This window comes from Nonomuraea sp. NPDC002799 (genome assembly GCF_053592075.1).
The window spans coordinates 63,356-88,635 of sequence record NZ_JBSFVA010000027.1 but is presented as its reverse complement, the minus strand read 5'-3'; the positions used below and the strand labels follow the sequence as shown (position 1 = coordinate 88,635).

Below are 25,280 nucleotides of genomic sequence, written 5' to 3'. Positions count from 1 at the left end.
GCGGCGCGGCAAACCTCACATTTCGGTACGATGTCTCGCTCAACGGGCGAGGGCAGAGGCGACCCGAGGGAGCAGCCGGCACCATGACCACCGCATCCGATCCAGGCTTGAGCGTGATCACGAGCGAGCGGCGTCAGCTCATCAATCTCGCCTACCGGCTGCTGGGCTCCCTGGCCGACGCCGAGGATGTCGTCCAGGAGACCTATGCCCGCTGGTACGCGATGTCCCGGCAGCAGCAGGACGCCATCGCCTCCCCCGGCGCCTGGCTGACGACGGTCGCCGGCCGCATCTGCTTCGACCTGCTGGGCTCCGCACGGGCCCGGCGGGAGCGCTACGTGGGCGAATGGGTCCCCGAGCCGCTGCCCGACCGGGCCGAGTGGCTGGGCGGGCCGTCCGGCGGCGCGGCCGACCCGGCCGACCGCGTCACCCTCGACGAGTCGGTCGGCATGGCCTTCCTCGTCGTCCTCGAATCGATGACCCCGGCCGAACGCGTCGCGTTCATCCTGCACGACGTCTTCCGCTTCCCCTTCGCCGAAGTGGCCGGCATCGTCGGCCGCACCCCGGCGGCCTGCCGCCAGCTGGCCGCCTCGGCCCGCCGCCGCGCCGGCGCCGCGCGGGCTCCCGCGACTCCGGCGGCCCAGCGGGCCGGCGTCGTCAGGGACTTCAAGCAGGCGTGGGAGGCCAAGGACATCGACGCCCTCATCGGCCTCCTCGACCCCGGCGTCACGGCGGTCGCGGACGGCGGCGGCCAGGTCAGCGCCGTGTTCCGCCCGATCGAGGGCAGCGAGCGGGTCGCCCGCCACACCCTCGACATCGCCGGCCGGGTGCCCGGCCTGACGCTGCTGGAGCGTTCGGTCAACGGTCAGCCCGGTCTGGTGGCTCAGCGGGACGGCGTCACCGTGATGGTGGTGGCGTTCGACGTCGTCGGCGACCGGATCAAGCGGGTCTGGGCGGTACGCAACCCCGACAAGCTCCGGCCGTGGACGGCGGGTTAGTCCACCGGCCACGCCGGTCGCAGGCCGCAGGCGGCCGGCGGGCCAGGGCCCGCCGTCGAGCGGCGCGGCATCAGGGCCGGGGTGACGGCGAAGCGGACCGAGGCGGTGCGGCCCTGGACGCGTTCGAGCAGCAGCCGGCCCGCCGTCCGGCCCATCATGGCGCCGTTCTGGTTGACGCTGGTCAGCGAGAGGTGGGCGAGCGCGGCCGGCCGGGTGTTGTCGTAGCCGGCCACGGACACGTCGGCGGGAACGGACAGGCCGTCCTCGTGCAGCGCGGACAGCGCGCCCAGCGCGGCCAGGTCCGCCCCGGCGAAGATGGCGGTGGGGCGGGGCGTGCGGGCCAGCAGCTCGCGGGTGCCCCGGTAGCCGCCCTCCTCGGTGTAGGAGGTGAGCGCGACGGCGATCTCACCGGCCAGCCCGTGCTCGCGCATCACCCGTTTGTAGGTCTCCAGCCTGATCGTGTGCAGCAGGTCGCCGGGTCGGGCCCGGCTGTGGTCCCGGTGCCCGATGTGGGCGATGCGGCGGTGGCCGAGCGCGATCAGATGCTCGACGACCAGCTCGGTCCCGGCCTCGTCGTCGTCCAGGACCGAGTCGTAGACCCCCGACCGCTCGTGGCGGCCGAGCACGACGGTGGGAGTGGCCTCGGCGGTCTCCTCGATCTGCGCCCTGGAGCCCAGCGGGGCGATCATGAGGATGCCGTCCACCTGCCGGTCGACCAGCGCGTGCACGGCACGGCGTTCGGCGGCGTGGGTGACGGCGGCCGCGGATCCCGGCGCGGCGCCGCTCTGCACCATGATGACCTGGTAGCCGGCCGCCCCGACCTGCGCGGACAGGCCCTCGACGACGTCGGGGAAGAACGGGTTCCTGATGTGCGCCATCAGCACGCCGATGGTGAACGTGCGCCCGCGCATGGCCCGCGCGGCGGCCCGCGGCCGGTAGCCGAGCTCGTCGATGGCGGCCTGCACCTTGGCGCGCATGGCGGCGCTCACGCCGTAGGCGTCGCGTAACACCTTGGACACGGCGGTGGTGGAGACCTGCGCGTGACCGGCCACGTCGGCGATCGTCACGTGCCGCCGCTCCCGCATGGCCATGGCGCCCCTTCCTGCGACGACAGAGCTCAGGGCGGAGCCTTCATGGGTAACGTTACCCATTGTCTCCCGCATTTGCCACGGCGATCGAGGGGCTGAGCGTTGGATAACAATGAGGACCGTTCCTCAGATTCACTCTTGACGGGTCCGCGCGTAACGCCTACGTTAACTCGCATCGGGGGTTGTTAAAACGTTTCAACGAACCCGGAGGGGCGTTGTGAAGACCTCTCGCCGCACGCTCGGGACGGCCCTGGCCGTTCTCACGATGGCGACCCTGACCTCCTGCGGCTCGGGCTCTGAGCCCGCGGCCGACGGCGCGGTCACCCTGTCCTTCCTCGTGGACAACAGCCAGGGAACGGTCAGCACGGCCAAGGCGCTCACCGACGCCTTCATGCAGGCCAACCCCAAGATCAAGATTGAGACGGAGACGCGGCCAGGAGGCAGCGAAGGCGACAACATCGTCAAGACCAGGCTCTCGACGGGCGATATGTCGGATGTGTTCTGGTACAACTCGGGGTCGCTGCTCCAGGCGCTCAACCCGGCGCAGTCCATGGTCGACCTCACCGGCGACCCCGTGCTGGCCAACGTGCAGAAGGACTTCCTGCCCGTCGTGACGCAGGCCGGCAAGGCGTACGGCGTCCCGGCCGGCACGGTCACGGGCGGCGGCATCCTGTACAACCGCAAGGTCTACGAGAAGCTGGGCCTGCAGGTGCCCAAGACGTGGGCCGAGTTCATGGCCAACAACGAGAAGATCAAGGCGGCGAAGATCGCCCCGGTGATCAGCACGTTCAAGGACACCTGGACCTCCCAGTTGTTCGTGCTGGGCGACTACTTCAACGTGCACACCGCCGTGCCGGCCTTCGCGCAGGAGTACACCGCGGGCAAGGCCAAGTTCGCCACCACCCCGGCGGCGAGCGCCGGCTTCCAGCACCTGGCCGAGGTGCACGCCAAGGGCTACCTGAACGAGGGCTTCGGCTCCGCCACCAACGACCAGGGCATCAAGATGCTGGTGGAGGGCAAGGGCGCGCACTACGCGATGCTCAGCTCCGCCCTGCCGCCGGTGATGGCCACGCTGCCGCAGGCCGGCACCGACGTCGGCTTCTTCGGCATCCCGGCCACCGACGCCGCCAAGGACGGCGCCACCATCTGGGAGCCCGCCGCCGTCTACATCGCCAAGACCACCGAGAAGCTGGACGCGGCCAAGAAGTTCCTGGCCTTCATCGCCACGCCGGCCGCGGCCGACGCGGTGACCAAGGCCGTCCCGCCCACGGGACCGTACCGGATCGAGGGCTCGAAGCTGCCCGACGACGCCATCCAGGCGGCCAAGGACCTGCAGGTCTACATCGACGCGGGCAAGAGCGCGCCGGCGCTGGAGTTCCTCTCGCCGGTCAAGGGTCCGTCGCTGGAGCAGATCACCGTCGCCGTCGGCTCCGGGCTGACCCCCGCCGCCGAGGGCGCCGCGCAGTACGACAAGGACGTGGAGAAGCAGGCCAAGCAACTGGGGCTCGCCGGATGGTGACCCAGCAACACGCCGGGTCCCGCACGGGGCCCGGCTCTCCCCCGCGTCACCAGGCCCGGCGGCCGGCCAGGGCCCGCAGCGCCTATCCGTACGCGCTGTACCTGCCGGCCGCGATCGTCTACCTGGTGATCTTCCTGATCCCCACGGTGATGGCGTTCTACTTCGCGCTGACCCGCTGGACCCTGTTCGACAGCACCTTCGTCGGCCTGGACAACTTCCGCGACTTCCTGGCCGAGCAGAACCTCAGCATCGGCTTCGGCAACACCCTGATCTACGCCGTCGTCACCAGTGGCCTCAAGGTCGTGCTCGGGCTGCTGCTCGGCGTGCTGCTCACCTCGAAGTTGCGGCTGCGCGGCTTCCTGCGCTCGGTGGTCTTCTTCCCCACGCTGGTCTCCACCGTCGCCGTCGGCATCACCTTCAGCGTGCTGCTCAAACCCGACACCGGCCTGGTCAACAAGGCCCTGGCCGTGGTCGGCGTCGACGGCGGCGACTGGCTCGGCGACGCCACCACCGCGCTGTTGTCGGTGGCGCTGGTGGACGTGTGGAAGGGCGTCGGCCTGGCCACCGTCATCTACATCGCCGGCATCCTGTCCATCCCGCAGGAGTACCACCAGGCGGTCGCGGTGGACGGCGGAGGAGCCTGGCACCGCTTCCGGCACATCACCCTGCCACTGAGCTGGCCGGCCACCTACTCGGTGATCATCCTGTCGTTCGTCGGCGGGCTGCGCTCGTTCGACCTGATCTGGACGATGACCAGAGGCGGCCCCGGCTTCACCAGCGACACCATCGCCTCGATCATCTACAAGCAGTACCAGGCCGGCTTCTTCGGCCTGTCCACCGCCGGGAACGTGCTGCTCTTCCTCGTCGTCACCGCCATCGTCGTCCCGCTCAACTACTTCCTGGGCAAGAGGCAGGTCGCCGTATGAGAGCACTCCGACGGTTCGGCGCGGAAACGGTCGTGCTCGTCCTGGCCACCGTGATCTTCCTGATCCCGTTCGCCCTCATGCTGCTGACCGCCGTCAAGGACCAGACGCAGGCCACCGACCTCGACTTCGCCTGGCCGGCGAACTGGCCGATCGTCGAGAACTTCATGGCCGTGATCGAGGCGCGCGACTACGTGCTGCTGCGGGCCTACGTCAACAGCACGATCATCACCGTCGCCGCGGTCACCCTGCTCGTCGTCTTCGGCGCCATGGCGGCGTTCGTCCTGCAGCGCCGGCCCGGCAAGGTCGCCAAGGCGGCCGACTTCCTGGTGCTGACCGGGCTCATCATCCCGCCGGCGGTCGTGCCGACCATCTGGCTGCTGCAGGCGCTCGGCCTGTTCAAGACCCTGCCGGGGATGATCCTGGCCGAGACCGCGTTCAACCTGTCGTTCGCGATGTTGTTGTTCCGGGCGTTCATCGCGGCCATCCCGCGCGAGCTGGACGAGGCCGCCCAGATCGACGGCTGCGGCGGCCTGCGCCTGTTCTTCCGGGTGATCTTCCCGCTGCTGCGCCCGGTCACCATCACGGTCATCCTGGTCAGCTCGGTGGCCATCTTCAACGACTTCGTCAACCCGCTGTACCTTCTGCCGGGGGACGACAACGCCACCGTGCAGGTCACCCTGTACAACTTCCAGAGCCAGTACAACACCCAGTGGAACCTGCTGTTCATGGACATCGTCCTGATCACGGTGCCACCTCTGCTGCTCTTCATCTTCTTCAACCGCAAAATCGTCGCCGGCATGACCGCCGGCGCCATCAAGGGATAATCCGAGGAGCATCTTGCCGCACGTCACATCGCCTGTTTTCGAGCACCACCGCGACACGCTCGGCATCGGCGAAAGCACACCCCGCCTGTCCTGGATGGTCACCACCGACATCCCGGAATGGACCCAGCAGGCGTACGAGATCGAGCTCAGCGACGGCACGGCCACCGGCCGCGTCGAGTCCCCGGACACGGCGCTCGTCCCGTGGCCGGGCGCGGAGCTCGGCTCCCGCGACCGGCGCGGCGCACGCGTGCGCGTCCACGGCCGCGACGGCTCGGCCAGCGACTGGAGCGAGTGGTCCTGGGCCGAGACCGGCCTGCTGCGCCCCGCCGACTGGCAGGCCGGCGCGGCCGGTCCCCCGCGTGAGCTGCTGGGCCCGCCCGACGGCCCCGCGTTCCTGGTCCGCCGCGACTTCACCCTCCGCGGCCCCGTCGAGCGAGCCCGCCTGTACGTCACCGCGCACGGCCTGCACGAGACCGAGCTCAACGGCCAGGTCGTCGGCGACGACGTGCTCGCCCCCGGCTGGACCAGCTACCACCACCGGCTGCGCTACCGCACCCACGACGTCACCGCCCTGCTCCGCGAGGGTGCCAACACCATCGGCGCCACCCTCGCCGACGGCTGGTACCGCGGCCGCATCGGCTTCGAAGGCGGCAAGACCAGCCTCTACGGCGACCGCCTCGCGCTCATCGCCCAGCTGGAGATCACCTACGCCGACGGCTCATCCGACGTGGTCACCACGGACGGGGGCTGGCGCTGCGCCCCCGGTCCCGTCACCGCCGCCGGCCTGTACGACGGCGAGAAGCACGACGCCCGCCTGCTGCCCGCCGGCTGGTCGGAGCCCGGTTTCGACGACGGCTCCTGGACCGCCGCGGACCTGCTGGAGCACGACCCGGCGCTGCTGGTCGCGCCGACCGGGCCGCCGGTGCGGCGGGTGGAGACCGTCCGGCCGGTGGCGACGCTGACCGGACCGGACGGGGAGTGGATCCTCGACTTCGGCCAGAACCTGGTGGGCCGCCTGCGCATCCGCGTCGAGGGACCGGCGGGCCGCACCGTCACGCTGCGGCACGCCGAGGCGCTGGAAGGCGGCGCGCTGGCGCTCCGCCCGCTCCGCCACGCCACCGCCCTGGACCAGTACACGCTGCGCGGCGACGGCCCGGAGGAGTGGGAGCCCCGCTTCACCACGCACGGCTTCCGCTACGCGCAGATCGACGGCTGGCCCGGCGAGCCGGGGCCGGACGCGGTCGAGGCGGTGGTCTGCCACACCGACATGGAGCGCACCGGCTGGTTCGAGAGCTCAGATCCCGCGCTCAACCGGCTGCACGAGAACGTGGTGTGGAGCATGCGCGGCAACTTCGTCGACCTGCCCACCGACTGCCCGCAGCGGGACGAGCGGCTCGGCTGGACCGGTGACATCCAGGTCTTCGCGCCGACCGCGAGCTTCCTGTACGACTGCTCGGGCGCGCTCGGCTCCTGGCTCGCCGACCTGGCCGCCGAGCAGGCCGAGCTGGGCTCGGTGCCGCACTACGTGCCCTGGATCCCGCTGCTGTACCAGGCCGCGCCGGCCGCCGCGTGGGGGGACGCCGCGGTGGTCGTGCCGTGGACGCTGTACGAGCGGTTCGGCGACCCCGGCATTCTGCGCAAGCAGTACGCGAGCATGAAGGCACACGTGGACCAGCTCGCCGGGCTCGCCGGCGACAACCACCTGTGGGAGGAGGGCTTCCAGTTCGGCGACTGGCTCGACCCCACCGCCCCGCCGGAGCGCCCCTTCGAGGCCCTCACCGAGACGGCCCTCGTGGCCACCGCCTACCTGGCGCACTCCGCCCGGCTGACCGGCCTCGCCGCCGAGGCGCTCGGCCACGCGGACGACGCCCGGCACTACGGTGAGCTCGCCGGACGGGTGCGGGCCGCCTTCGTCGGGGCGTACGTGCCGGAAACCGGCACGATGACGAGCGACGCCCAGACGGCCTACGCGCTCGCCCTGCGGTTCGGCCTCATCGAGGAGGACGCGCGCCGCGCCGCGGCCGAGGACCGCCTGGTCGAGCTGGTCAGGGAGAACGGCCACCGCATCGGCACCGGCTTCGTCGGCACCCCGCTGATCTGCGACGCCCTCACCGACGCCGGGTACGGCGACGACGCCTACCGGCTGCTGATGCAGACCGAGTGCCCGTCCTGGTTGTACGCGGTGTCGATGGGCGCCACCACGATCTGGGAGCGCTGGGACAGCATGCTGCCCGACGGCAGCGTCAACCCGGGCGAGATGACCTCCTTCAACCACTACGCCCTGGGCGCGGTCGCCGACTTCCTGCACCGTGTCGTCGCCGGCCTGGCCCCGGCCGAGCCCGGCTACCGCCGCCTGCTCGTCCGTCCCCGGCCCGGCGGCGGGCTGACCCACGCCCGTGCCACCCACCGCACCCCGCACGGCCAGGCGGAGGTGAGCTGGGAGCGCACCGGCGACCAGTTCACCCTGCACGTGCTCGTCCCGCCGAACACCACGGCCGACGTCCACCTGCCTAGCGACCCCGGGCAGCCCGTCCAGGTGGGGGCCGGGCGGCACGTCTTCCACTGCTCGGTCCAGAACGCCTGACCCCGACCGGAGCCCGGCCCTCCCGGGCCGGGCGCCGGGTCCACTCCGCCGGCCGGGCCGGGCTGCGGGTCCACTCCGCCGGCCGGGCCGGGTTCACTCCGCGGGTCGCCGCGCGAGGAACACGAACTCCCCGCCGGGCCGGTCGGGGGCGTCGCGGACCTCGCGCAGCGTGTACCCGTGCGCGGCCAGCGCCGCCTCGACCTCGTCACGCTCGCGGAAGCGCAGCGTGGAGTCCGACGTCAGCACCTGCCCGTCGGCGAAGACCCAGGTGCCCCGGAACGTCACCAGCGGCCCGCTGACGTCGATCAGGTCGTACCACGTCTCCACCGCGCCGACTCCGTCGACCTCCTCGACCCGGTGGGACTCCTCGCGATTCCAGTGCAGCCAGGCGCGTCTCGCCGGCACCCGGGTCTCGAACACGAGGTGCCCGCCGGGCCGCAGCGCGTCATGGATGCCGCGCAGCGTGCCCTCCCAGTCCTGCGGCTCGACGATCGCCTGGGCCACGTTGGCGGTCATGGTGGCCAGGTCGGCCCGCATCGGGGGCAGGCCGGTCGCGTCCCCGTGGATCCAGCGCACCCGCTCGGCGCCCGGCTTGGCCCGGGCGACGTCGAGCGAGGCGCCGGCCGGATCCACCCCCGTCACGTCGAGGCCGCGCGCCGCCAGCAGGACCGCGAACGTCCCCGTGCCGCACCCGACGTCCAGCACGTCGCGGGCGCCGAGCTCGGCGGCGATGGCCGCGTAGACCTCCAGGTCGCCGCGGTCGGGGTCGGCGGGTCGTAGATCGCGGCCAGCAGGGGATGTTCGAAGACGTCGTCGCTCATGGGGCCACGATAGGGCCGAGCCGGCCGGTCAGCGCGGCAGGTAGGCGTGCCAGGTGCCCGGCCGGGCCGCCGGCACCGGCCTGTGCTCCCAGCCCAGCAGGAACGGCGCCGCCGACCGGCCCCGGTCGACGGCGGCCACCCGCTTGCCCGCGCTCTGGGCGGCGCGCACGGGGGCGGGCGTCGCCGGATCGCGCGGCCAGCGCAGGATCGTGTACGACTCGCAGCCCACCCGGTAGGCGATCATCGCCGCGTGCTCGCCGTACACCAGGCAGGGCGGGCGCAGGTCCGCGGCGCGCAACGCCTGGGCGATCCGGACGTCGGCCTGACGCATGGCGACCCGGCGGCCGGCGATCTTGTCCAGGGTGCGGCCCTGCAGCGCGAGTTGCGCCAGCACGCCCACGGTCACGAGGCCGCAGACGGCCAGGCGCGGCAGCCGCCCGCGCGGGCTCCGCAGCAACCAGAGCACACCGTGCGCGATCGGGAGCGCCAGCAGCCCGTACGCCGGCAGCAGGAAACGGGGCGCGGCGTAGCCGACGAGGAAGACGTAAGGGACGCAGAGCACCAGGCCCACGACGGCCGGCAGCGCGGAAGCGGCCAGGCGTTCCGAGCGGCGCGCGGCGTACAGGCCGAGCAGGACGAGGATCGGGATCGTGCTCAGCCAGAGCAGCCAGGGCAGCGGCACGGCCCCGCAGTGCGCGGGCGGCCGGCACAGCAGCGGCCCGTTGAGCGCCCGGACGTGCTCCGGCAGGGAGAAGTGCAGGCCGGTCTCGTTCGCCGCGCCGGCCGCCTGCCAGCGGGCGACCGGGCCGCCGAAGCGGGCCCAGCCCTCGGCGATCCAGTCGGCCCAGCCCGCCGTCAGGCCGGCGGCGAGGGCGAGCGCCGTCCTGAGCCGCCGCCACGCCGGTCTGGCCAGCGCCACGGCCAGCGGGAGGACGAGCCAGACGCTGTCCGGCGGGCGCAGCAGCGCCACCGCGGCCACGCTCAGCGCCAGCCCGATCAGCGGCCCCCGCCCGGCGTCCGGCCGCGCGCAGCGCAGGAACCAGCCGACGGCGGCGACGGAGCCGAACGCCACCCACATGTTCGGCATCGCCTGGCCGCCGTAGAACAGCGACGACCACAGGGAGCCGAACAGCGCGGCGGCGAGCGGGACCGCCGCCCCGGCGCGCACCTTCAGCCAGGTGCCGAACGACGCGTACAGGGCCAGCGCGGACAGCAGCGCCAGGTAGGCCCGCAGCGCCTCCGTCGATGAGGTGACCAGCACGACCGGGGCGACGACCCAGGTGATCCCACGGGCGCGCGGCGCGATGAACTCGGCCGCGGGCACCCGCGGATCGACCTGGCTGACATAGATCGACTCGTCCCACCCCAGGCCCATCCCGGGCGTGACCACGACGAGCTGGACGATTCCGTAACCGGCGGCCACCAGGATCAGCAGGGCCCGCCACGGATCGGCGCGCGGCCGCGTAAGTGCTCCCACCGGCCTTTCCTAGCGCGGGCCGCCCGGCGAGCGCGGGTGGGCGGGCGACACTTGCCCGAACCATCGACTCCGGTTGCCCGGTCAAGCGGCGGAGGACAGCAGTGCGGAGAGCTTGTGCAGGCCGCGTGAGGTGCGGGCCTTGACGGTGCCGAGAGGCACCCGCAGCCGCTCGGCGATCTCCTGCTGGGTCAGCTCTCCGTAGTAGGCCAGCTCGATGACCTGGCGCTGCGCGTGCGACAGCTCGGCGAGCGCCCGGCGGATCCGGTCGCGGTCGGCCAGCTCCTCATCGGGGGTGCGCCCGGGCGGTGTCGCCGTCTCGGCCACGGCGTCCAGCGGCACCGTGCTCAGGCGGCGGACGCGCAGGTGGTCGACGGCGCGCCGGTGCGCGATCACGAAGAGCCAGGCGGCCTGGCTCCTGGCCGGGTCGTAGCGCTCGCGCGAGCGCCAGACGTCGGCGAAGACGACCTGCAGCAGGTCTTCCACGTCCTGGGGTGAGATGAAACGCCGCAGGTAGGAGCGGATCGCCGGGGCGTGCGCGCGGTAGCAGTCGCTGACGGCCTGCTCGTCGCTGACGGCTCCCCGGTGTCCGGCAGTCGAAGTCTCATGCATAGCCTGTCCCGCCCCCTTGACCAAAAATCTACTCAAAACTTATTCATAGCGGATGGCGCGGGGCGGCACAACGTCATCGCGGGCAAGACACTTTCAAACGATCGTCCGCCTGATTTGGGACATGGCCTCGCGGAAGGTCCGGACCCTGATGGCGCCCGCCGGGAGGTCGTCGCGCCAGCCCGGCCCGCCCACGATCACCTGGCAGGACGGGCGCAGCCGGGGCAGCGTCGCGAGGGGCGCGGTGTCGCCGGTGGCCGCCTGCTGCGACCAGACGAACACCGCCACCGGGCCCAGCCGGCGCATCGCGTGGGCCAGCGCGGTGTACGGGGTGCGGGCGCCGAGCACACGCGTCCGCACGCCCTCCTCGCCCAGCCCGGCGGCCAGCGCGTGCACCGGCAGGGTGTGCTGCTCCTCTTCCGCGCAGGCCAGCAGCACGGGGCGGGCGCCGTCCGCCGCCGGGTCGCGGGCCAGGCGGTGCAGCGCCGCGTGGATCCGGTCGGACAGCAGGTGCTCGACGTCGATGCCCGTGCCGCTGTCGTCCTGCCGCCGGCAGATGCCGTCGAAGGCGGGCAGGACGAGCCGCTCCCACGTCCACTGGACGCCGCGGGCCGCCAGGGCGCCCTCCAGGAGGGCGGAGACGGCGTGGCTGTCGAGCATGAACGCGGCCCGGATGAGCGCGGACGCGGTGCCCGGCGCCGCACCGGACGCGCCGGCGTCCGCGCGGGCCGTTCCGGCGCCTGCGCGGGTCGATCCGGCGCCTGCGCGGGCCGTTCCGGCGTCCGCGTGGGCGGTTCCGGCGTCCGCGCGGGAGGGGTCGCGCTCGCGTCCGCGTGGTGTCGTCAGCGCGCGCTGGGCCGCCTCCGCGGGCGGCAGGCCCTCGGCGATCAGCCGCTTCATCTCGCGCAGGCGGCGCAGGTCGGCGGCGTCGTAGCGCCGGTGACCGCCGGGGCTGCGGCGGCTCGGGCCGAGGCCGTAACGCAGGTTCCAGGTACGCAGCGTGGGTGCGGGCACGCCGAGCTGCCGCGAGACGGCTCCGATGCCGTACCCGGCGTCTTCTTCGCTCACCTGCGTGCCCTCGTCTCGCGCGGTCGTGCTCCCTTGCCGGGACTCCTGTGACCATCCTTTCGCGATGTGCGGACCGCTGGATGCAACCGGTGGCGCGGTGCCTGCGAAGACCTAGGTAGCGACGAAGGAGCTGGGTCCATGACAACCGTGACCTCGCAGACCGGCCAGGTGCGCGAGCTGGTCGACCAGCACCTGGCCAAGCTGCTCGACCAGCGGATCGCCGAGCTCGGCTTTCTGGGCGAGCGGGGCGTCGAGCTGGTGCGCCACCACCTGGCGGGGTTCGTCCGCCACGGCGGGAAGCGGCTGCGGCCGGCGTTCGTCTACTGGGGGCACCAGGCGGCCGGCGGCACCGGCGAGCAGCTGGAGGCGGTGCTGCACGCGGCCTGCGCGGTCGAGCTCGTGCACGCGGCGGCGCTGCTGCTCGACGACGTCATGGACGAGGCGCCGTCGCGGCGCGGCCGGGCCGCCGCGCACGTCGCGCTGGCCGACGAGCACCGGCGGGCCGGCCTGAACGGGAGCGCCCGGCGCTACGGCGAGTCCCAGGCGAGCCTGCTCGCGCTGCTGGCGCTGGCCTGGGCCGACGCCGCGCTGCTGGGCGTCGGGCCGCACCTGCCGGACGCGCTCGACGTCCTCACCAAGCTCCGGGTGGAGGCGGTCTGCGGGCAGCAGCTCGACCTGGCCGCCACGGCGAGCGGCACCGTGGACGTGGAGCGGGCCGCCGCCATCGCCGTCTACAAGTCGGCGAAGTACACCATCGAGCGGCCCCTGCACCTGGGGCACGCGGTGGCGGGTGGCCGTCCGGAGACGCGGGCGGTGCTGAGCGCGTACGCGCTGCCGCTCGGGGAGGCGTTCCAGCTCCGCGACGACGTACTCGGCGTCTTCGGCGACCCCGGCCGCATCGGCAAGCCCACCGGCGCCGACCTGCGCCAGGGCAAGGCGAGCTACCTGCTGGCCAGCGCCCGCAAGCGGTCGGGCCCGCGCGGGACGGCCCTGCTGGACTCCGTCCGCACCGAGGAGCAGGCACGCGCCGCCCGCGAGCTGATCGTCGCCTGCGGCGCGCTGGAGGCGTGCGAGCAGCGCATCGCGCGCCTGACGGAGGAGGCGGTCACGGTGCTCGGACGTGCGCCGGCTCTCCCGGCCGACGCCCGGGACGCGCTGGCCGAGCTGGCCGTCCTGGCAACCGACAGGAGCAGTTGATGCGCCGTCCCATCCCGGCGACCCCGCAGGAGCACTCGATGCGCCGTCCCGTTCTCACGATCGACAGGAGCAGTTGATGCCGCGACGTGGTGCTGTCGTCGTGATCGGCGCCGGTCTGGCCGGGCTGGCGGCGGCCATCCGCCTGGCCGCCGCCGGGCGGGAGGTCGTCATCGTGGAGGCCAGGGACGAACCCGGCGGATGTTGCGGCACGGCCCGAACCGGCCCGTACCGGTTCGACGTCGGCCCGTCCGTGCTCACCATGCCCGGCGTGCTCGCCGGCATCTTCGGCGCCGCCGGGGAGGAGTTGCGGCACTGGCTGCCGCTGCGCCGCCTGGACCCGGCCTACCGGCTCACCTTCCACGACGGGTCGCGGCTGGACGTCCTGCCGGAGCGGGAGGCGATGGCCGAGCAGGTACGCGAGCTCTGCGGGCCCGCCGAGGCCGGCCGCTACCTGCGCTACCGGCGCCTGCTCGGCGAGTTGTTCGACGCCGAGTGGCCCGCGTTCATCGACGCGGACATGACCAGGGCGGGCGCGCTGGCCAGGCCACGCGCCCTGGCCAGGATCGCGGCGCTCGGCGGCTTCCGCAGGCTGGACCGCCTGGCGGCGCGCCACCTCACCGACGAGCGGCTGATCATGGCGCACACCTTCCAGGCCCTGTACGTGGGGTTGTCGCCGCAGCGCGCCCTGGGCATCTACGCCGTCATCGCGCACATGGACACGGTCGGCGGCGTGTACTTCCCGGAGCGCGGCGGCATGCACGCCATCCCGGCCGCGATGGCCACCCTGCTGGAGAAGCTGGGCGCGCAGCTCAGGTACGGCACCCGCGCCCGCACGGTCGAGACCGACGCGGCGGGCGTCACCGGCGTGCTGCTGGCGGACGGCGAACGGTTGCCCGCGGCCCAGGTGATCGTCGCCTGCGACAGGTTCGCGGCCCAGCGGCTGCTGCTGCCGGGACGAGCCGCCGACTGGCGGATGCGCCGGCCCCGGTACGCGCCTTCCTGCCTGGTCGTCCACGCCGGCCTGGACCGGCCGCTCGCCGGGCAGGCGCACCACACGGTGCATTTCGGCCGTGACTGGCGAACCACGTTCGCCGCTCTGGAGGCGGGCCGGCCGCAGCCCGACCCGAGCCTGCTCGTCACCCATCCCACCTCCGACCTCGACGCCGCACCCGCCGGCCACGCCACGCTCAGCGTCCTGGAGCCGGCTCCCAACCTGCACGGCGACGACTGGACGGCGCTGCGGCCCCGGCTGGAGGAGCGGCTGCTCGGCCGCCTGGCCGCGCTGGGCTACGGCGACCTGTCGGGCGCGCCGCGCCTGGTCCTGGACCCGCCCGCCTGGGCCGCGCTCGGGCACAGCGCGGGCACCCCCTTCGCGCTGGACCACCGTTTCACCCAGACGGCGTGGCTGCGCCCGTCCGGCGCCGCCCGGCGGGTGCCCGGGCTGCACTTCGCCGGCATGCACACCGCTCCAGGCGTCGGGGTTCCCCCGGTGCTGATCTCCGGTCGGCTCGCCGCCGAACGCGTACTGAAGGACAGCCGTTGACCCTCACCGCGAGCTACGAACGCTGCCGCCGGCTGCACTCCCGCTACGGCCGCTCGTACTATCTGGCCACGCTGCTCCTGCCGGCGTGGAAGCGCCGGCACGTGCACGCCCTGTACGGTTTCGCCCGCTACGCCGACGAGATCGTCGACTCCTTCACCATGACGGCCGACCGGCGGGCCGCGCTCGACGATCTCTGCGCCAAGACGGCCCGCGGCCTGGCGGGCGAGCCCGTCGAGGATCCGGTGCTGCCCGCGTTCCTGCACACCGTGCGCTCCTTCGGCATCGGCCACGGCGACGTCGGCGCCTTCCTCGCGGCGATGCGCGCCGACCTGTCCGTCACCGCGTACGCCACCTACGACGACCTGCTCGGCTACATGGAGGGCTCGGCCGCCGTCGTCGGCGCCATGATGCTGCCGGTGCTGGAGCCGCGGCCCGGCCGGGAGCAGGCGGCGCGCGAGCCGGCCCGGCAGCTCGGGCTGGCGTTCCAGCTCACGAACTTCCTGCGCGACGTGGCCGAGGATCATGCCAGGGGGCGGGTGTATCTGCCGTCCGAGGACCTGGCCAAGTTCGGCGTCGAGCCGTCCGATCTGGGGCGCCGGCGTACCGGGCCGGCGGTGCGCGACCTGCTCGCCTTCGAGGCCGGGCGGGCCCGCGACCACTACCGTGCCGCCGCGCCCGGCATCGAGCTGCTCGTCGCCTCGTCGCGGCCGTGTGTGCGGGCGGCGTACGAGTTGTACGGCGGCATCCTCGTGGAGATCGAGCGCGGCGACTTCGAGGTGCTGGCCCGGCGGGTACGGGTCCCGCGCCGCCGCAAGGCCGCCGCCTTCGCCCGCCACCTCCTGGCCTCCGCCGAGGCGGGCCGCGTCGAACGCCGGGTCCGGGTGGAACTGCCGTGACCCGGGAACGGCGCCGTGCGGTGGTGCTCGACGTCATGGGCGGCGATCATGGCCCGGCCGAGACGGTGGCGGGCGCGGTGGCCGCGTGGCGTACGCACGGCGTGCCCGTCGTGCTGGTCGGACGCGAGCAGCCGATCGGCGCGGAGCTCGCGCGGCACGGCGCCGAGGGCGAGCTCGCGATCGTGCACGCGCCGGGCGTGGTGCCCATGGCGGAGCGGGGCGCGGCCGGAACGGGCGTTCCCGGGACCAGCCTGGCGGTGGGCTGCGGCCTGATCCGGCGGCGGGCGGGCGCCGCCTTCGTCTCGGCCGGCTCGACCGGCGCCGTGGTGTCGCAGGCCGTACGGGAGATCGGGCGCGCCGAAGGCGTGCTGCGTCCCGCGCTCGCCGTGGCGCTGCCGAACCTGGCCGGGGGCGCGAGCGTGCTCGTGGACGCCGGCGCGACGGCCGATCCGACCCCGGAGATGATGGCGCAGTTCGCGCTGCTGGGCGCGGGGTACGCGCGGGCCGTGCTGGGCGTGCCCGACCCCGTGGCCGGGCTGCTGTCCATCGGCTCGGAGCCCGGCAAGGGCAACCGCCTGGCCAGGAGGGCCGAGGAGTTGTTGTCGGCGCTGCCGCTGCGCTTCCACGGCAACATCGAAGGGCACGACGTGCTGTCCGGCGTCGTGGACGTGATCGTCACCGACGGCTTCACCGGCAACGTGGTGCTGAAGAACGTCGAGGGCTGCGTACGCACCGCGCTCACCATGGTCGCCCAGGCCGGCATCGCCGAGCCGGGCGAGCTGGCCCGGGTGGCACGCCGCTACGACCCGCAGACCCACGGCGGCGCGGCGCTGCTGGGCCTGCGCGGCACCGTGATCATCGCGCACGGCTCCTCCACTTCCGACACCATCGCCAGAGCCTGCGTCGTCGCCCACGCCCTCGCCGGAGTCGCCGTGACGGCGGCCCTGGTTCCAGCGACCCCGGCTCAGGCGGCTCCAGCTCCAGCGACCCCGGCTCAGGCAGCCCCGGGTCCAGCGACCCCGGTTCAGGTGGCCTCGGCGGAGCCGGTGTGACGGGCCGGTCAGGCGAGCGGGTCGGCGCCGTTCCAGCGGCCCTCGCTCGCGTAGGGCGTGAAGCGGGTGAAGAGCTGTTCGCCGTACCAGCCGTGCTCACGCACCCGGGCGGTCACCCGCAGGTGCGCGTCGTCCTCGTAGGCGAACCGGCGCATGGCCTCCTGGTCCCGCCACAGGGAGAAGGTCGCCTGCCTGGCCAGCGGCCACTCCCCCATCCCGACCGAGGCGAGACAGCCGTCCTGCCGGCGCAGCAGCCGGTCCACCGGCGGCACCGACCGGTAGAACGCGACCAGGCGGCGCGCCCTGATCGACGCCCTGGTGAGCACGGCGACGGGGCCGCCGGCGGCGGCGCGCCGGGCGGCCAGGCGGCCGAAGGGGGCGCGGCCCGACCACGTTCCGCGCGAGGCGAGCGGGGCGAGGCGGACCTGCCAGCCTTCGTGCGCCTCCTCGCGCCACCGGGCCGGGATGGGCGAGTCCCGCAGGAACGCCTCCAGGTCCGCCTCCTGCCGCCAGACGGCGAACAGCGCCCAGCGGCGCAGGTCCGCGCCCAGCGACATCGAGCGCCCGCGCCCGGTGCCGAGCAGCCGCCAGAACGTCAGCCCGGCGGTGCCCCGCAGCAGCGGGCGGTCGAAGGCCATGTGGCGCATCGCGTCCATGGTGTCGTATCGGATGAGATGGAATGAAGCGATGGTCGTAGCGGTGGTGTCGGTCATCGTCGGCTACCTGCTCGGGTCGATCCCGGTGGCGGTGCTGCTGGCACGCGGGCACGGCTTCGATCCGCGTGCCGTCGGCGACCGCAATCCCGGCTTCTGGAACGTCAAGGAGCGGCTCGGCTGGCGGACCGCCGCGCCGGTGTTCGCCGGTGACCTGCTGAAGGGCGCGTTGGCCGGGCTGTTCGCCCTGCTGGCCAGTGGTGCGCACACCACCGGGGCCGGGGTGGTGACCGGCGCCGGCGTCGTGCCGGTGTACCTGGCGGTGGCGGCGGCGATGGCGGGGCACGCCTGGCCGGTGTTCGCGGCGTTCAGGGGCGGGCGGTCGATCCTGACGTTCGCGGGCGGGGTCGCGGTCATCTGCCCGCCCGCGTTCGTTCTCGCGGTCATGGTGCTGGTGGCGGTGGCCCTGGCGCTGCGCTCGTTCGCCGTCGGCGCCCGCGTGGCCGTGTTCGGCGTGCCGGCGCTGCAGCTTCTCTTCGTCCCGGTGGAGCTGGTGGCGGCCACGGGAGCGCTGATGTGCCTCATCGGCCTGCGCTTCGGCCAGGCCGCCCTGGCCTCCCGCCGCCACTGACCGGCGCGGTCGTCGCGGGCCGGGACGGGGCGGACGTCGCGGTTGAGGACGGGACGGACGTCTCGGGCCTGGGCGGGTAGGTGCGGCCGCGCCAGGTGCGGACCGGGCGGAGCGTGGCCTGGGTGAGGCGGAGCGCGGCGGCGGGGTCGAGGAGCGGCGACCACCACAATCCGGCGCCAGGCCGGGTGTAGCTGCCCCGCAAGGCGCCGGCCAGCAGGAGCCGCACGGTGAGCAGAGCCGCGTCCAGGCCGGTCGGGCGGCCGGCGGCCAGGCGCAGGACGGGAAGCGCCGCCGTCAGCCAGATGACGGCGAGGTCGGCCGCCTGCCATCGCGCCCCGGTCACGTCCCGCAGCGGCAGCGACCGGCCCCACTCCCGCCACAACTCGGCGGTCGAGTCGTGCATGTCGACCTCCAGCAGCGCGCCCGCGTCGAGGAAGCCCACCCGCCAGCCGCGCGCCGCCAGGAACCGGGCGAGCGCCACGTCGTCGGTCATCTTGCCGCGTACGGCCTCGAAGGCGCCGGCCTCGGCCATCGCCGCCCGCCGGAAGGCCAGGCACTGACCGTTGGCGATGACGCGGTGCGGCGGCGGCGGGTTCCGCGGGCCGACGGGGCCGAACCGGTAGACCAGCGTGGCGAGCATCGAGGCGTGCAGGGCCTGTTCGAGAGCGCCGTCGCAGGCGAACCGGGGGGCGGCGCTCACCAGGTCGTGCTCGGTCAGCTCCTGGGCCAGCGCGCCGAACAGGCCGGGCTCCGGGCGGGCGTCGGCGTCCAGCGTGACCACCACCTGCCCGCGAGCGGCGGCCACGCCCTGGTGCAGCGCCCACTGCTTGCCGACCCAGCCCGCCGGCAGGGGCTCGCCGGTCAGGACGGTGGCGCCCAGGGCGGCGGCGATCTCGGCCGTGGCGTCGCCGGAGCCGTCGTCGACCACGATGACCTCGGTGACGGCCGGGTCCGCGAGCGTGGCGCGCAGGCAGGGGGTGATCCTGGCCGCCTCGTCGCGGGCCGGGATCACCACCGAGATCGTGCCCCGCGCCCCGCGTACGGGACGCAGACGGGGCAGCCGTCGCCGGCCTCGCGCCAGCCGTGCGACGACGACGCCCGCCGCCACCGCCTGCGCGACCGTGACGCCCGCCGCAACCACCCGCGCGACGGCGAGTCCCCTCCCGGCCGGCGCCCGCGCATCGCCCACGCGCCTGCTCACCGCGATCCCCTGTCCGACCGGAGGTCGCCGAAGTCCGCGCGGACGAGGTCGGCGACGATGCGGGCGCCCAGCGTCACCATCGGCAGCCCGCCGCCCGGATGGGCGGTGCCGCCGACCAGGTACAGCCCGCGACGGGGCCCCCGGTTGCCGGGCCGCGCGAAGGGCGCCAGCCGCCCTCGGTAGGCGCTGCCGTAGATGGCCCCGCCCCACGCGCCGTACCGGTCGCGCAGGTCCGCCGGGGTGAAGACGTCGACGAAGCGCAGGCGGCCGGCGAGGTCGTGGCCGCGGGCGGCGAGCCGCTCCAGCACCAGATCCCGGTACGCCGCCACCCCCGTCCGCCACCGTCCCGGATCGCGGGCGGGCACGTTCACCAGCATCGTCCAGTTCTCCATCCCCGCGGGCGCCTGCGCGGGATCGTCGACCGCCGAGCAGCCGATGTACACGGTCGGGTCGCGCGGCGGCTCGCGCCGGTCGAAGATGTCGGCGAACTCGCGCTCGTAGTCGCCGGAGAACACCACCGAGTGGTGCGTCATCCCGGGGGTCCGCCCTTCGACGCCCGCCAGCAGCAGGAACGCCGAGGACGACAACCCCAGCCTGGCCAGGCGCCGGAAGCGCCGCCGGTCCGGGAGCAGGTGGCCGTAGAGCTCGGCGGCGTCGGTGTTGGCCACCACGACGTCGGCGGGCACGCTCTCCCCGCCGGCCAGGCGTACGCCGGTGATCCGGCCGCCGGCGGAAAGGACGGCGGCGACCGGCGTGGACAGGTGCACCAGCACGCCGGCGGCCTTCAGCATGATCGCCAGATCGTCGGCCAGGCGGGGCAGGCCGCCGGGCACGTACCAGGCGCCCTGGCCGTGCTCCAGGGCGGGGACGCAGCCGAGCGCGGCGGGCGCGCGGTACGGGCTGGACCCGGCGTAGGTGGCGTAGCGGCCGACGTACTGGCGCAGGCGGGGGTCGCGGAAGAAGCGGCGGGCCAGGCCGTCGAGGCTGCTGGCGGGGGCCACGGCCAGCAGGTCCCGCAGCCGGGCCTCGCGGGGCGGGCGGCCGAGCGGCCCGGCGAAGAAGGTGTGGCCGGCGGCCCGCAGGCAGCCGTCGGCCCACGCGTAGAAGGCCCGCCAGGCCGCCCCCTGTCCAGGGGCGAGCCGCTCGACCTCGGCGGCCATGCGCTCAGGGTCGCGGCGGGCGGTGAGGGTGCTGCCGTCGGCGAAGCGGTAACGGCACAGCTCGGCCGGCTGCACGAGGTCGCGGTCGAGGCCCAGCTCGCGGAAGAGGCCGGGCATGGTGAGCAGCGACGGGCCGAGCGAGAAGGTGAATCCGTCGCGGCGGTGCTCGGCCAGCTTGCCGCCGAGCCGCGGCAGCCGCTCGTACAGCCGCACCTGGTGGCCCTGTCTGGCGAGCAGCAGCGCGCTCACCATGCCGCCGACGCCGCCGCCGATCACCGTCACCTCTGCCATGACCGCCCCCATGCCAGCGCGGCGAGCGCGCCCATCGACATCCCGCCGGCCGCGGCGACCAGCGGGTCCGGCGGCTGGAACACCGCCGCGAAGCCGGCCGTCTCCATGACGGCCATCGTGGTGTAGACGGCCACCAGGCCGCGGGCCCGCGGCGCGTCATGGGCGATCCGCCGCAGGAGCAGCATGACCAGCGCCGAGACCAGCAGCCAGCCCGCGTAGTTGCTCAGCGGGATGCCCCGGTACGGGCCCTGTTCGGCCCACGTCCACAGGCCGAGCCTGACCATCTGCGGGTCGAGGAACAGGTCCCACGCGGTCAGCGCGAGCGCGCCCACGACCACGCGGGCCCGCCCGTCCTGCGGCGCGACGGCGGCGGCCACCCCGTACGCGGCCAGGCCCATGCCGCCCCACGCCAGCGCCACCACGACGGGCACGCCGCCGAGCCGCGGCCACAACACGTCGGTGTAGCTGTAGTCGCCGAACGGGAACCCGCTCAGCACGCCGGCCAGCTCGGCCAGGTATCCGGCGGACACCGCCGCCCCGAACCCGGCGGCCGCCCTGGCCGGCCCCCACGCGGCGGCGGCGAAGCCCGTCGCCGCGACCGCGAGCAGCACCACGATCAGGCCGGTGAACGCGGCCGGGTCCGGGCTGAGCCCGGACCTGACCTGGCAGCACACCATGGCCACCAGGGCGGCCGTCCCGAGCGTCCGCGCCGGGACGGCCGCCACGGGCCGCACCCGTACGCTTCGCGCCTCACCCACGCCCTGTCTTTCGGAAGCTCGGCCTCAGCGGATGCATCCGGGCACGGCGGGCTGGGTCAGCGGCAGAACGGCGCCATGCCCAGCACCGACTTGACCCCGCCCAGCAGGTGCTGGACGAACTGCTGGTCGCCGTCCATCGGCTCGTCGGTCCACGCCTTGACGTCGTGCCCGAGGGTGGTGAGCCAGGCCCTGCCGCCGTCGTAGTACTGGCACCAGCTCACCGGATGGTGGTCGCCGTGGCCGGGGTGGCCGAGGCTGCCGCGCACGCCCCGGGGCAGGGTGTCCTCGTCCACCTCGGCCAGCACGCGGACGCGGGTGGGATAGGGCACGAGGTTGTACCACTCGTCGGAGAAGGCCCAGCGCTGCGGCAGGCCCTGGGTGGAGGCGTCGCGCCGGTCGACGGTGACGACGGTGCCCGGCTGGTTGGCGCTGTGGTCGTAGAAGTTGGCGTTGCCGAGCAGGCCCTCGTACCAGGGCCAGTTGTACTCGGTGCCGAAGGCGTTGTGCACGCCGGCGAAGCCGCCGCCGGCCCGGATGTACTGCCGCAGCGCGGTCTGGGCGGCGTCGTCGAGGGTGTCGCGCGTGGTGCTGAGGAACATCACCGCGTTGTACGGCAGCAGCCGCCCGGCCGACGAGAGCTGGGTGACGTCCTCGGTGTAGTCGACCGCGAAGCCGTTCTCCTGGCCCAGCTTGAGCAGGGCCTTGACGGCGACGTTGTCGTCGCCCAGCGGCGGGTTGAGCCCGGGGCCGAGCGGGGTGCCGAGGTGGGCGTGGCGGGGTCCGGCGGTGCGGCTGTAGACGAGCAGGCGGTAGCCCTCGGCGGGGTCGAAGTTGCCCCAGTCGTGGTAGCAGCGCGGGTCGGTGCCTCTGCAGACGCCGTAGTCGGGGTCGCCGAGGTTCCGCGCGCCTTCCGGGGAGGCGGCGGAGCTGGGGGCGGTGACGGTGAGCAGGAGCGCCGCGGCGCCGGCGATGGCCGCGATGGAGAGGGGGGAACGTCTGACGCGCATGGGCACCTCGCGTGCTTCGATCCATCACGTGGATCGGATGGTCCACTATGAGGTCTGAGCGTAACCAGCGGCCCGCACCCGGACAAGCTCTTGCTTCACGGCCGGCCGGCGGTTATGGTGCGTCCGTTGCATGGATCTGGCGATCCACCTAGCGGACCGCTAGGGAAGCCAGGTCGGCAGGATGGCCGGCGGGATCGGACCCTTGTTCCGCCGCCCCTGACCGGCCTCCTCCCAGGCGTGGGCGAGGATCCCGACGCTGCGGCTGAGCACGAACAGCCCTCTGGCCAGCGGCGCGGGAAAGCCCAGCTCGGCGTAGACGACGGCGGTGGCGCCGTCGATGTTCATCGGGACCGGGGCGATCAGCTCCTCCACCGCCAGCGCGGCCGCGAGGTGGGCCCCGGCGACCACGCCGTCCGCCACGGCCTCGGAGACCAGCCCCAGCAGCGGGTCGCGGCGGGGATCGCGGCGGTGGAAGCGGTGCCCGAACCCCGGCAGGTACTTGTCGCGAGCCCGCCACCGGGCCACCACGGCCGCCGGGTCGCCCTCCCGGGCGATCTCGCCGAGCAGCTCGACGCACTGCTCCCCCGCGCCCCCGTGCACGTCGCCGAGCAGGTTCACGCCGGTGGCGACGGCGTTGTTGAGCCCCACCCCGCAGGTGATCGCCATGCGGGCGACCGCGATCGACGGCGCGTGCGGCCCGTGGTCCACCGACGACACCAGCGCCGCCTCCAGCAGCGCCGCCCGGCGCGGGTCCGGCAGGTCGCCGCGGAGCATGAGCCAGATCATCTCGGCCAGCCCGACCCGCCCGATCAGCTCCTGCACGGGCCTGCCGCGCAGCTCGATGAGGTCGGGCTCGATCCGCGACACGGCGGTCCCCCACCAGTCGGCCACCTCGCTCATGACGCCACCCCGAACTCGTCGTTGTGCTGGCCCAGCAGCGGCGCGGGGCCGCGCGGGCGCAGGGCGACACCGTCCACGATGACGCCGTTGCCGGTGACGGGCACCCGCCGCTCGCCGCCGCCGGGGAACGGCACGTCGGCCAGGAATCCGCGATGGCCGAGCTGGTCGAGGGCGAGCGCCTGCGGCACGGTGAGGATGCGGGCGGCGGGCACGCCCTCGCGGGAGAGCAGCTCCTCCCACTCCAGCGCGGTCTTGGTCCGCAACGCCTGGTTGAGCTCGTCGTTGAGGGCCTGCCGGTACGCCTTGCGCGACTCGCGCCCGGCGAACCTCGGATCGGCCGGCAGGTCGGGCCGCCCGACGACCCGGCACAACGTCTCGAACTGGGCCTGCTGGTTGGCGGCGATGTTCAGCGGCCCGTCGGCGGTCTCGAACGTGCCCGACGGCGCGGCCGTGGCGTTCTGGTCGCCCATGGGCTCCGGTTCGACGCCGCTGACCAGGTAGTTCGACACCGTCCAGCCCATCGCCGACAGGGACGCCTCCAGCATCGACAGGTCGAGGAAGCAGCCCGTCCCGGTGCGCTGCCGCCCGGCCAGGGCGGCGGAGACGGCGAGGGCGGCCATCAGCCCGCCGATCGTGTCGCAGATGGGGAAGCCGACGCGCAGCGGCGCGGTGTCGGGGGTGCCGGTGATGCTCATCATGCCGGACAGGCCCTGGACGATCTGGTCGTAGGCGGGGGCCCCGCTCATCGGCCCGCTCTGGCCGAAGCCCGAGATCGCGCAGTAGACCAGGCCGGGGTTGAGCTCGCGCAGGGCGTCCCAGTCGTAGCCGAGCCTGGCCAGCACGCCGGCCCTGAAGTTCTCCAGCAGGACGTCGGCGCCGGCCACCATGGTCTCGAACGCCCGCCGGCCCTCGGGACTCTTCAGATCGAGCTCGACCGACTTCTTGCCGGCGTTCTGGGCCAGGAAGGAGGCGCCGATCCGGTCCCTGTTGAGCTCGGGGTCCGGGCCGAGCCGCCGGGCGAGATCCCCGACGCCGGGCATCTCCACCTTGACCACCTCGGCGCCGAACAACATCAACTGGTAACTGCAGTACGGCCCGGCCAGGACGTTGGTCAGGTCCACGACCTTGACGCCGTCCAGTGGCAACTGCTGCATTCACGCTCCATAGGGTCAGGTCAGTGGATGGTCGAACCCGCGCTCCGACATGCGCTTGGCCGCCTCCCGCAGATCCGCGGCGAACTCCTGGACGCGGTCGTCGCCGAAGCGGACCGTGGGCCCGCTCAGCGTGAGCGCCGCCACGGTCGCGCCGGAGGCGCCCGTCACGGGGACGGCCACCGCCGACAACCCGGGCTCGCGCTCGCCGTGGCTGACCGCGTAACCGTCGCCGGCGGCCTGGGCGATCCACTCCCGCAGCCGCGCCAGGTGCTCCTCGCGGTGCGGCGATGAGCGGGCGACGCGCGCGAGCAGCCGCTCCGGCGCGTCCTTGAGCAGGATCTTGGAGGAGGCGCCGGCCCACAGGGGCAGCTCGTCGCCGACCCGCACCACGTGGCGCAGCGGCTGCGGGCTCTCCTGCTGGGCGATGCAGATCCGGTGGGTGTCACGCAGCACGTAGAGGTTGACGGTCTCCCGATGCCGGGCCCCCAGCTCCCGCATGAGCTGCACGGTCTCGGGCGGCAGCTCCCACGCGGTGCGCGCCAGGTGCGCCCAGCGCCACAGGGCCGGCCCCGCCGCGTAGCCCTTCGGCGTGGCCCACAGCAGGCCCAGGTGCTCCAGCGTCTGCAGCAGGCGCAGCGCCGTGGTCTTGGCCAGGCCCGTCTCGTCGACGACCTCCCGGATCGTCAGCGTCCGGCGGTCCTCGGTGATGAGGGACAGGATGTCGAACGCCCGCTGGACGCTGCGCACGCCACCTGAGTCTTCAGCAGACACGGGTCCTCACTTTTGCGTCGAAGGTGAACTCGCCGCTCACCCTCTCATGTGGTCGGCACGACCGGCCGCGCCGCAGGTCGCGGGGTCGGCCCTACCGTAACACCCAGTCCGCTGCACGGTCCATACGCACCACTGTGCGGAATCGCCAACCCTCTTGC

General features: G+C 73.9%; 23 protein-coding genes. 10 read left to right on the top strand and 13 right to left on the bottom strand.

The window, feature by feature from the left end:
• Window positions 1-113: 113 nt before the first annotated feature.
• Entirely contained in the window at window positions 114-995 is an 882-nt protein-coding gene (gene sigJ, locus ACWD0F_RS36500; RefSeq protein WP_449884438.1) for an RNA polymerase sigma factor SigJ, read from the top strand.
• Here sigJ and ACWD0F_RS36495 read toward each other — a convergent pair.
• Window positions 992-2,086, bottom strand: coding sequence for a LacI family DNA-binding transcriptional regulator (locus ACWD0F_RS36495; RefSeq protein WP_449884276.1), 1,095 nt, complete (start codon window positions 2,084-2,086; stop codon window positions 992-994). The two genes, sigJ and ACWD0F_RS36495, sit on opposite strands and share 4 nt — an antisense overlap.
• A 214-nt stretch (window positions 2,087-2,300) precedes the next feature.
• Between ACWD0F_RS36495 and ACWD0F_RS36490 the strand changes: the two genes are divergently transcribed.
• Genes ACWD0F_RS36490 through ACWD0F_RS36475 form a run of 4 tightly spaced genes read left to right on the top strand, consistent with a single transcriptional unit; the run spans window position 2,301 to window position 7,936 of the window.
• Window positions 2,301-3,602 (top strand): ABC transporter substrate-binding protein, encoded by a 1,302-nt coding sequence (locus ACWD0F_RS36490; RefSeq protein WP_449884273.1) that lies wholly within the window; start codon window positions 2,301-2,303, stop codon window positions 3,600-3,602.
• On the top strand, window positions 3,596-4,528 hold the full coding sequence (locus ACWD0F_RS36485) for a carbohydrate ABC transporter permease (RefSeq protein WP_449884270.1): 933 nt from the start codon (window positions 3,596-3,598) through the stop codon (window positions 4,526-4,528). Before ACWD0F_RS36490 ends, ACWD0F_RS36485 begins: the two co-directional genes overlap by 7 nt.
• Window positions 4,525-5,352, top strand: a complete 828-nt coding sequence (locus ACWD0F_RS36480) for a carbohydrate ABC transporter permease (protein WP_449884267.1) — start codon at window positions 4,525-4,527, stop codon at window positions 5,350-5,352. The genes ACWD0F_RS36485 and ACWD0F_RS36480 overlap by 4 nt, the downstream gene beginning before the upstream one ends.
• Window positions 5,353-5,365: 13 nt before the next feature.
• Window positions 5,366-7,936: a family 78 glycoside hydrolase catalytic domain gene (locus ACWD0F_RS36475; RefSeq protein WP_449884263.1), complete on the top strand. Its 2,571-nt coding sequence runs from the start codon at window positions 5,366-5,368 to the stop codon at window positions 7,934-7,936.
• 93 nt (window positions 7,937-8,029) lie between these two features.
• Here the strand turns inward: ACWD0F_RS36475 and ACWD0F_RS36470 are convergent, their stop codons facing one another.
• From ACWD0F_RS36470 to ACWD0F_RS36455, 4 genes are all read right to left on the bottom strand, one after another.
• Complete coding sequence (locus ACWD0F_RS36470; RefSeq protein WP_449884260.1) at window positions 8,030-8,641, bottom strand: class I SAM-dependent methyltransferase; 612 nt, start codon at window positions 8,639-8,641, stop codon at window positions 8,030-8,032.
• A 144-nt stretch (window positions 8,642-8,785) separates the two neighbouring features.
• Window positions 8,786-10,234 (bottom strand): hypothetical protein, encoded by a 1,449-nt coding sequence (locus tag ACWD0F_RS36465; protein ID WP_449884257.1) that lies wholly within the window; start codon window positions 10,232-10,234, stop codon window positions 8,786-8,788.
• Between the two features lie 81 nt (window positions 10,235-10,315).
• Window positions 10,316-10,843, bottom strand: coding sequence for an RNA polymerase sigma factor (locus ACWD0F_RS36460; RefSeq protein WP_449884254.1), 528 nt, complete (start codon window positions 10,841-10,843; stop codon window positions 10,316-10,318).
• Between the two features lie 93 nt (window positions 10,844-10,936).
• Window positions 10,937-11,908: a MerR family transcriptional regulator gene (locus tag ACWD0F_RS36455; RefSeq protein ID WP_449884251.1), complete on the bottom strand. Its 972-nt coding sequence runs from the start codon at window positions 11,906-11,908 to the stop codon at window positions 10,937-10,939.
• Between the two features lie 138 nt (window positions 11,909-12,046).
• On the opposite strand from ACWD0F_RS36455, the gene ACWD0F_RS36450 reads away from it, so the two are divergent.
• The 4 genes from ACWD0F_RS36450 (at window position 12,047) to plsX (ending at window position 16,596) form a co-directional block, all read left to right on the top strand.
• A complete protein-coding gene (locus ACWD0F_RS36450; RefSeq protein WP_449884247.1) occupies window positions 12,047-13,105 on the top strand; it encodes a polyprenyl synthetase family protein in 1,059 nt (352 codons plus the stop codon).
• Between the two features lie 76 nt (window positions 13,106-13,181).
• Complete coding sequence (locus ACWD0F_RS36445) at window positions 13,182-14,648, top strand: phytoene desaturase family protein (RefSeq protein ID WP_449884244.1); 1,467 nt, start codon at window positions 13,182-13,184, stop codon at window positions 14,646-14,648.
• On the top strand, window positions 14,645-15,544 hold the full coding sequence (locus tag ACWD0F_RS36440; RefSeq protein WP_449884241.1) for a phytoene/squalene synthase family protein: 900 nt from the start codon (window positions 14,645-14,647) through the stop codon (window positions 15,542-15,544). The genes ACWD0F_RS36445 and ACWD0F_RS36440 overlap by 4 nt, the downstream gene beginning before the upstream one ends.
• On the top strand, window positions 15,541-16,596 hold the full coding sequence (gene plsX, locus ACWD0F_RS36435; protein WP_449884238.1) for a phosphate acyltransferase PlsX: 1,056 nt from the start codon (window positions 15,541-15,543) through the stop codon (window positions 16,594-16,596). Before ACWD0F_RS36440 ends, plsX begins: the two co-directional genes overlap by 4 nt.
• Before the next feature lie 8 nt (window positions 16,597-16,604).
• Here the strand turns inward: plsX and ACWD0F_RS36430 are convergent, their stop codons facing one another.
• A complete protein-coding gene (locus tag ACWD0F_RS36430; RefSeq protein ID WP_449884235.1) occupies window positions 16,605-17,243 on the bottom strand; it encodes a spheroidene monooxygenase in 639 nt (212 codons plus the stop codon).
• Between the two features lie 22 nt (window positions 17,244-17,265).
• Between ACWD0F_RS36430 and ACWD0F_RS36425 the strand changes: the two genes are divergently transcribed.
• Window positions 17,266-17,880, top strand: a complete 615-nt coding sequence (locus ACWD0F_RS36425) for a glycerol-3-phosphate acyltransferase (RefSeq protein ID WP_449884232.1) — start codon at window positions 17,266-17,268, stop codon at window positions 17,878-17,880.
• Here the strand turns inward: ACWD0F_RS36425 and ACWD0F_RS36420 are convergent.
• The 7 genes from ACWD0F_RS36420 to ACWD0F_RS36390 all read right to left on the bottom strand — a co-directional run bounded on the left by ACWD0F_RS36420 (window position 17,831) and on the right by ACWD0F_RS36390 (window position 25,122).
• Window positions 17,831-19,081, bottom strand: coding sequence for a glycosyltransferase (locus tag ACWD0F_RS36420; RefSeq protein ID WP_449884229.1), 1,251 nt, complete (start codon window positions 19,079-19,081; stop codon window positions 17,831-17,833). The genes ACWD0F_RS36425 and ACWD0F_RS36420 overlap by 50 nt on opposite strands.
• The gene (locus ACWD0F_RS36415; protein WP_449884226.1) at window positions 19,078-20,532 is read right to left on the bottom strand and encodes a phytoene desaturase family protein; all 1,455 of its coding nucleotides are present in this window, start codon (window positions 20,530-20,532) and stop codon (window positions 19,078-19,080) included. Before ACWD0F_RS36415 ends, ACWD0F_RS36420 begins: the two co-directional genes overlap by 4 nt.
• Window positions 20,520-21,290 (bottom strand): carotenoid biosynthesis protein, encoded by a 771-nt coding sequence (locus ACWD0F_RS36410; protein WP_449884223.1) that lies wholly within the window; start codon window positions 21,288-21,290, stop codon window positions 20,520-20,522. The genes ACWD0F_RS36415 and ACWD0F_RS36410 overlap by 13 nt, the downstream gene beginning before the upstream one ends.
• 56 nt (window positions 21,291-21,346) lie before the next feature.
• Entirely contained in the window at window positions 21,347-22,297 is a 951-nt protein-coding gene (locus tag ACWD0F_RS36405; RefSeq protein WP_449884220.1) for a ThuA domain-containing protein, read from the bottom strand.
• Between the two features lie 159 nt (window positions 22,298-22,456).
• Window positions 22,457-23,197: a citryl-CoA lyase gene (locus ACWD0F_RS36400; RefSeq protein WP_449884217.1), complete on the bottom strand. Its 741-nt coding sequence runs from the start codon at window positions 23,195-23,197 to the stop codon at window positions 22,457-22,459.
• A complete protein-coding gene (locus tag ACWD0F_RS36395; protein ID WP_449884214.1) occupies window positions 23,194-24,351 on the bottom strand; it encodes a CaiB/BaiF CoA transferase family protein in 1,158 nt (385 codons plus the stop codon). The genes ACWD0F_RS36400 and ACWD0F_RS36395 overlap by 4 nt, the downstream gene beginning before the upstream one ends.
• 15 nt (window positions 24,352-24,366) lie before the next feature.
• Window positions 24,367-25,122 (bottom strand): IclR family transcriptional regulator, encoded by a 756-nt coding sequence (locus ACWD0F_RS36390; protein ID WP_449884210.1) that lies wholly within the window; start codon window positions 25,120-25,122, stop codon window positions 24,367-24,369.
• Window positions 25,123-25,280 lie beyond the last annotated feature (158 nt).